Annotated in this window: 5 protein-coding genes; 2 read left to right on the top strand and 3 right to left on the bottom strand. The window is 50.0% G+C overall.

All coding sequences use genetic code 11. The features are described from left to right. The first annotated feature begins 58 nt into the window (after nt 1-58). Complete coding sequence (gene recN, locus KDK13_RS01535) at nt 59-1,768, top strand: DNA repair protein RecN (protein ID WP_257283001.1); 1,710 nt, start codon at nt 59-61, stop codon at nt 1,766-1,768. A gap of 8 nt (nt 1,769-1,776) precedes the next feature. Here the strand turns inward: recN and KDK13_RS01540 are convergent, their stop codons facing one another. The 3 genes from KDK13_RS01540 to fur form a co-directional block, all read right to left on the bottom strand. Next, nucleotides 1,777-2,097, bottom strand: coding sequence for a DUF2158 domain-containing protein (locus tag KDK13_RS01540; RefSeq protein WP_257283004.1), 321 nt, complete (start codon nt 2,095-2,097; stop codon nt 1,777-1,779). Nucleotides 2,098-2,109: 12 nt separating this feature from the next. Then, a complete protein-coding gene (locus tag KDK13_RS01545; RefSeq protein ID WP_257283007.1) occupies nt 2,110-2,460 on the bottom strand; it encodes a YodC family protein in 351 nt (116 codons plus the stop codon). Between the two features lie 284 nt (nt 2,461-2,744). Continuing rightward, nucleotides 2,745-3,167 carry a ferric iron uptake transcriptional regulator gene (fur, locus tag KDK13_RS01550; RefSeq protein WP_373692195.1) on the bottom strand — a complete coding sequence of 141 codons (423 nt, stop codon included), beginning with the start codon at nt 3,165-3,167 and terminating at the stop codon, nt 2,745-2,747. 120 nt (nt 3,168-3,287) lie between these two features. On the opposite strand from fur, the gene KDK13_RS01555 reads away from it, so the two are divergent. Next, a partial coding sequence (locus KDK13_RS01555) for an outer membrane protein assembly factor BamE (protein ID WP_257283009.1) occupies nt 3,288-3,644 on the top strand: 357 nt, incomplete at its 3' end.

Genomic DNA, 3,644 nt, shown 5'->3' on the forward strand with positions numbered 1-3,644 from the left:
TAAGTATACTGTATAAATAAACAGTAACCCGGTATGCAATTGGGACGTGAGATCTGCCATGCTGAACCAAATCTCCATCAGCAACTATGCCATCGTTGACCACCTGAACCTGGACATCAATCCCGGAATGACCGCCATCACCGGGGAAACCGGTGCCGGTAAATCCATTATGCTGGATGCCCTTGGGCTGGCCCTGGGAGGCCGGGCGGACAGCGACTGTGTGCGCGATGGCGCTGATCGGGCCGATATCCGTGCCTGTTTTGACCTTCAGCGCATTCCTGCCGCCAGAGAGTGGTTACAGAAGCGGGATTATGACGGTGAGCATGCTGGCGGTTCCGAATCATCGGCGACCGAATGTATTCTGCGCCGGGTTGTCACCCGTGAAGGCCGCTCCCGTGGTTATATCAATGGTATTCCGGTCACCCTTGCCGAGTTGAAAGGGCTGGGGGAGCTGTTGATCGATATTCACAGCCAGCATGCCCACCAATCATTACTGAAAAAGAGTAATCACGCCGAACTGCTGGATGAGTTTTCCGGCTCGCTGGCGCTGTCCCGGGAGGTGTCGGGTGTTGCCGCGGACTACCGTCACACCCTTGAGCAATTGCACACATTATTGTCCGACCAGCAGGACCGGGAAGAGCGGGTCCAGCTGCTGAGTTATCAGTTGCATGAGCTGGAGCAGTTAAACCTTCAGTCCGGCGAAGTTGAGCAATTGGAGCAGGAGCATCGCCAGCAGTCCCAGGCCGGTGCCACCTTGTCGGCCTGCCATCAGGTCACCCAGGTTTGTACCAGTGATGAGGGTGATAATTTGCTGCAGCAGCTCTCTTTCTGCCAGCACCGCCTCAGTGAACTGCAGATTGAACATGCGGCCATCAATAACGCCCTGGAGATGCTGTCATCCGCCCAGATTCAGGTAGAAGAAGCGGTTGGCGAGCTGAATCATTTTATCGATCACTTTGATGCCGATCCACAAAGAGCCCGTGAAATCGAAGACCGGCTCAGCGCTATTTTTGAACTGGCCCGAAAACACCGTGTCCAGCCAGAAGCGTTGCTGGAAAAACAGCAACAGATCAGCGAAGAGCTGGAAAAAGTTCAGTGTCATGATGAGCAGGTAGCCGGCCTGGAACTTTCTCTGGAACAACTGCAGAAAAAGCACAACCAGTTAGCAGAAAAACTGTCTGCCAGGCGCAGGGCCGCTGCCCGGAGACTGGAAAAACAGGTGTCTGAACGGATCGCCTTGCTGGGCATGCCCAAAGGTAAATTCTGTGTCGAGCTGACAAAAATCCCTGACCGCACGGTTGCTTCCCAGGGCTTTGAAGCCATTGAGTTTCTGGTGACCACCAATCCGGGGCAGTCTCCGCGCCCTCTGGGTAAAGTGGCTTCCGGTGGTGAGCTTTCCCGTATCAGCCTGGCCATTCAGGTGATTATTGCGCAAACCGCGTCAACACCAACGCTGGTGTTTGATGAGGTCGATGTGGGTATTGGTGGCGGCACTGCCGAGATTGTGGGCAGTATGTTGAGAGAAGTGGGTAAAAGCGGGCAGGTGTTGTGTGTTACCCATCAGCCGCAAGTGGCCTCCAGGGCGCATCAGCATCTTCACGTCAGTAAAAAAGTCAGTCGAAAAACGTCAAGTACCCGTATTCTCAAGCTGGATGGTGAGCATCGAATTCACGAAATTGCCCGAATGCTCGGTGGTGTTGAGTTGACCGCACCAACATTAAACCATGCCCAGGAAATGCTGTTTCAGGCACAGGTGCGGTCACTATAAATAAAGGGTTAGTGATAGTTTTTACCACGCTTGCGCTCTTTGGTTCCTGAATCTGCATCAGATTCAGCTTCAACATCGGCTTCAGCTTCTAATTCTTCTTCGGTGCCGACCTGAACCTCAATATCAGCTTCAAACTCAGCTTCAAACTCACCCTCAACAGGCTCAAGAGCAACGATTGGGAAGGTTGAGTGTTTGAGTTTTTGATGTGCGAACCACTCGCAACAATAACTGTAAGAGCCATCTTCCATCGGGTATTCATGGGTAACACAAAGTACCGGTCCTCCGGCTCTTAAGCGGACAAGTTGCCCGATTTTTGCTCTCATTTCCATATTCTGAAATCCTTAGTGATATTTTTTGTCAGTATCGTGGTTTTTGGCTTCTGCCTCTACTTCTGATTCTGTCTCTACTTCTGGTGCTGTCATTATTTCTGATTCTGCCACTACCTCAACTTCTGGCTCTACTTCTTCAAATTCGTTGGTGCTGGACTGCTCTTTGATAACAGCTTCAAACTCACCTTCCACAGGTTCAAGGGCTACGATTGGAAAGGTGTAATCCCTGAGTGTGTCATCCTCGAACCACTGGCAGGTATAGCTGTAAGATCCATCAGCCATTGGGTATTCGTACGTAACACAAAGTACCGGGCCTCCGGCTCTTAAGCGGACAAGTTGTCCAATTTTGGCTCTAATTTCCATTTGTTTGAATCCGGTTGATTTTTAGTCTTATATTGGACATTTTTTTATTTTATTAGTTCCATCGTTTTACTGTTGGTTGAGTCTTTGAGGTTGAGCCATGCTTACCTGTCTGGTCTGTAACAAACATCAAGAGGCTGGTGAGTGAACCAATACTGTTCCCCCCGTTCTGATAGGTCTTGCTAACCAATTAAAGAAAAAGCAAAGTGTGGCCTATCCCCTGCCGGTAGCGGCTGAGGGGAGCCAGTGATCTCACAGGTTAGAAAGTCTGGCTAATTCTTGTCTTCTTATTCTGCTGTTTTCTTTTTCTTTTTTGGACGTACATAGATAACCAGGTTGTGATCCACGATTTCAAAACCATGCTTTTCAGCAATAGCGTACTGACGTTTCTCAATGATTTCGTCGATGAACTCGATAACGTCTCCGCTTTCCATGCAAACCATATGGTCGTGGTGCTCCCCGCGGGCGAGTTCAAACACGGAGTGACCGCCATCAAAGTTATGGCGAACCACCAGGCCGGCACTCTCAAACTGGGTCAATACCCGGTAGACTGTTGCCAGACCCACATCCTCTTCCGCTTCCAGCAGAGCCTTGTAGACATCTTCCGCCGACATATGCTTGTCTTCGGCGCCTTCAAGGATCTGCAGAATCTTCACTCGAGGAAGGGTGACTTTAAGTCCTGCTTTGCGCAACTCTTGATTTTCCAACACGTTTCCCTAACCCTTTACAAGATAATCCTGCTATTATCACATTTTCGTGCAGCTTTTACATTTTGCTCTGCGAGCAGGCTGCCAGTCATTTTTGAGCAAGATAGTGGAAGTCTGAAACCGATGCAAAAAACCACGATCGCCCTGGTCGGCGCACTTTTCCCAGCCATTTTCTTAACAACCCTGCTGACTGGGTGCGCCAGCTCCACGGACAGTGGTTCCAAGCTTATCAGTTTCCCCGGTGCCTATAAAATTGATATTCAGCAGGGAAATGTCATTACCCGGGGAATGGTTGACCAACTTCGTCCTGGTATGACCCGTGCCCAAGTGCAATATGTTATGGGTACTCCCTTATTGGAGGATACCTTTAACAGCAATCGCTGGGATTATGTCTACAGCCAGCAACCCGGTGGAAAAAGTCGCGAGCAAAAGACGGTCACGCTGTTTTTTGAAAACGATCAGCTGAACTCCATTCAAGGT

It is taken from the genome of Endozoicomonas sp. SESOKO1, assembly GCF_024606265.1.
GTDB lineage: Bacteria > Pseudomonadota > Gammaproteobacteria > Pseudomonadales > Endozoicomonadaceae > Endozoicomonas.

Bases quoted from the DNA above. Each gene is read 5' to 3' on its own strand.
- recN (WP_257283001.1), top strand. From the start codon at position 59: ATGCTGAACCAAATCTCCATCAGCAACTATGCCATCGTTGACCACCTG.
- KDK13_RS01545 (WP_257283007.1), bottom strand. From the start codon at position 2,460: ATGGAAATTAGAGCCAAAATTGGACAACTTGTCCGCTTAAGAGCCGGA.
- KDK13_RS01540 (WP_257283004.1), bottom strand. From the start codon at position 2,097: ATGGAAATGAGAGCAAAAATCGGGCAACTTGTCCGCTTAAGAGCCGGA.